Genomic DNA, 3,232 nt, shown 5'->3' on the forward strand with positions numbered 1-3,232 from the left:
GGCCGGGACGTGACGCTCCGCGGCACCGACGACACGCCCGACCGCTACGGCCGCCAGGGCGCGCTGGTCTTCATCGGCGAAAGCGACACCTCGGTGCAGGCCATGCTACTCTCCCAGGGCGAGGCCATGGTCTCCGCCGAGATCACGGACAAGGACTGCGCGGCCGCCCTGATGGCGTCGGAGGCCGCAGCACGGCACCAAAAAAAGGGCAGCTGGGCTGACCCGTCGGCCATAAAAAACGCGGAAAGTCCGGACGATATTTTGGCGGGGATCGGGCGGTTTATGGTGGTCGAGGGCAAAGTCCTGTCGGTCCGGCAAGCTGGGGCAATGACCTACCTCAACTTCGGGCGAAACTGGACACGCGGCTTTGCCGCGACTATTTCAAAGCGCACGCTACCGGCGTTTGAAAACGCTGGCATCCCCCTTAAGTCCTTGGAAAGTAAACGTATTCGAGTCCGGGGCTGGGTCGAGGGGAATACGGGGCCGCGGATCGATGTGCGTCTCTTGGGACAGGTTGAATTGCTGGGCGCAAACGAGCCTACTGGGGTAAGGCCTTAACGAGGGCCAGGCACGGGTTAAGCGACGTGAATGGGGTGCTAGAACGGCACGTACGGAACGAACGCCGCCGCCTGCGGGCGGCGCCGGCCGCGCTATGCCTTGTGCTGGGTACGGCGCTTGCGGGCTGCGGCGATATGGGCCGGTTCCAGACGGCGGCTACCCCGGCGACGGTCGCGATGCCGAAGCCGAAGCCGGCCGTCGCCCAGACCCCCGCCACCGAGAAGGAGCACGAGCGCATCCTGACGAGCTATGGCGGCACCTATGACGACCCCAGGCTCGAATCACTCGTCAGCAAGACCGTCGATCGCCTCGTCGCCGCCTCCGATCGTCCCGACCAGGGCTACAAGGTCACCATCCTCAATTCCGGCGCGGTGAACGCCTTCGCGCTGCCGAACGGCCAGCTCTATGTCACGCGCGGGCTTCTTGCGCTTGCGAGCGATACGTCGGAATTGTCCTCCGTGCTCAGCCACGAGATGGCGCATGTGCTGTCCAAGCACGCCGCGATGCGCGAGGACCAGGCCCGCCAGGCCGCGATCGTCACCCGCGTCGTCACCGACATGAGCAACGATCCCGATCTCACCGCGCTCGCACTGGCCAAGACCAAGCTCACCATGGCGAGCTTTTCGCGCAAGCAGGAGTTCGAGGCCGACGGCATCGGCGTCGGCATTTCCGCCAAGGCGCATTTCGACCCATACGGTGCGGCACGGTTCCTGTCGGCGATGGAACGCAATGCCGAGCTGAAGGCCGGCAAGAGCTCGCTCGATCCGCGCGCACAGGATTTCACCTCGTCGCATCCGGCGACCCCGGAGCGCGTGCAGAACGCGCAGACCATTGCGCGGCAATATACTGCCCCGGAGGGCGCCGAGCGCGACCGCGAGACCTATCTCGCTGCGATCGACAATCTCGTCTACGGCGAAGACCCCAGTGAAGGTTTCGTGCGCGGCCGCCGATTCCTGCATCCGAAGCTCGGCTTCACCTTCCAGACGCCCGACAATTTCACGCTCGACAACACCGCCCAGGCCGTGATCGGCGTGCGAGAGGGCGGCGCGCAGGCGATGCGTTTCGACGTGGTGCGCGTGCCGGCCGAGCAGTCGCTCGGCGACTACCTCAATTCCGGCTGGATGGAGGGCGTCGAGAAGGCGTCGACCGAGGACATCACCATCAATGGCTTCCCGGCCGCGTCCGCCACCGCCAAGGGCGACCAGTGGCAGTTCAAGGTCTATGCGCTGCGCTTCGGCAGCGACGTGTATCGCTTCATCTTCGCGACACGGCAGAAATCGACCGAGAGCGAGCGCAACGCGCGGGAGACCGTCAATTCATTCCGCCGCCTGACGCTCGACGAGATCCAGGCCGCGCGTCCGCTGCGCATCAAGGTCATCACCGTGCAGCCCGGTGACACCGTGGAGTCGCTATCCCACCGCATGGCCGGCGTCGATCACCCCGCCGAGCGTTTTCGCGTGCTGAACGGGCTCGATCGCACCGCGCAGGTGAAGGTGCGTGACCGCGTGAAGATCGTGGCGGATTGACGTGCGCTAAGCCGCTCGTCACCCCGGGGCGCGCTTGAGCAGCGAACCCGGAATCTCGAACCAACAAACTCCGGCGCCGTAGGGTGGGCAAAGCGTAAGCGTGCCCACCACCTCGCAATCATCGACAGATGGTGGGCACGGCGCGATGCGCCTTTGCCCCCTACGAAGCCTATGATGCGGCGGCGAACGCGCGAGCCTAAAGCGCGATGCGATTAGGATGAATCGTCACCGCGCTTTAGGTTGTTGTTTAAGCATGATCTTTTCGGAAAACCGCTGCGCACTTTTCCGGATCATGCTTTAGCCGCCCGCGTCCATGTCGCCCTTCTCGCGCTGGCCGCTGAGCCAGAGGGCGAGCAGGGTCCAGAACGCGCCGGACAAGAGATACGCACCCGAGGCGATGACGCCGAGATTGGTGGCGAGCAGCAGCGCCACCAGCGGAGCGAAGCCGGCGCCGAACAGCCAGGCCATGTCCGAGGTCAGCGCCGAGGCGGTGTAGCGGTACGCCTGCTTGAAGTTCGAGGCGATCGCACCGGAGGACTGGCCGAAGGACAGGCCAAGCAGGATGAAGCCGATCACCATGTAGATGGTCTCGCCGAACGCGCCGGCGTCGAGCAGCTGCGGGGCAAAGCCGCTATAGATCGCGATCGCGATCGCCGATCCCATCAACAGCGATTTGCGCCCGACGCGGTCGGCGATGATGCCGGAGATCACGATCGCGGCGACACCGAACACGGCGGCGACGATCTCGATGATCAGGAAGCGCACCGGGCTTTCACGGGTGAACAGGAACACCCAGGACAGCGGAAACACCGTGACCATGTGGAACAGCGCAAAGCTCGCGAGCGGCGCAAATGCCCCGAGCATGATGTTCTGGCCTTCGCGCGCGACCGTGTCGGAGATGCGCGCCGGCTGCAATTCGCGGGTCTCGAACAGCGAGGAATATTCCTCGGTCGTCACCATGCGCAGGCGCGCAAACAGCGCCACGACGTTGATGGCGAACGCGACGAAGAACGGATAGCGCCAGCCCCAGTCGAAGAAATCGTCGGCCGAGAGGTTACCCGCGAAATAGGCGAACAGCGCGCTCGCCACGATCAGGCCGAGCGGCGCGCCGAGCTGCGGCACCATCGCGTACCAGCCGCGCTTGGAGG

At 65.0% G+C, this 3,232-nt stretch carries 3 protein-coding genes; 2 read left to right on the forward strand and 1 reads right to left on the reverse strand.

Going from position 1 to position 3,232, the window contains the following annotated elements:
* Nucleotides 1-558, forward strand: a 558-nt coding sequence (locus tag MOV75_RS32085; RefSeq protein WP_247007327.1) for a thermonuclease family protein, incomplete at its 5' end; no start/stop codon positions are given.
* Between the two features lie 134 nt (nucleotides 559-692).
* Complete coding sequence (locus MOV75_RS32090; protein ID WP_246923952.1) at nucleotides 693-2,084, forward strand: M48 family metalloprotease; 1,392 nt, start codon at nucleotides 693-695, stop codon at nucleotides 2,082-2,084.
* A 297-nt stretch (nucleotides 2,085-2,381) separates the two neighbouring features.
* Here MOV75_RS32090 and MOV75_RS32095 read toward each other — a convergent pair.
* Nucleotides 2,382-3,232, reverse strand: an 851-nt coding sequence (locus MOV75_RS32095; RefSeq protein ID WP_369010476.1) for an MFS transporter, incomplete at its 5' end; no start/stop codon positions are given.

It is taken from the genome of Bradyrhizobium sp. PRIMUS42 (assembly GCF_023006515.1).
In the GTDB taxonomy this organism is placed as follows: domain Bacteria; phylum Pseudomonadota; class Alphaproteobacteria; order Rhizobiales; family Xanthobacteraceae; genus Bradyrhizobium.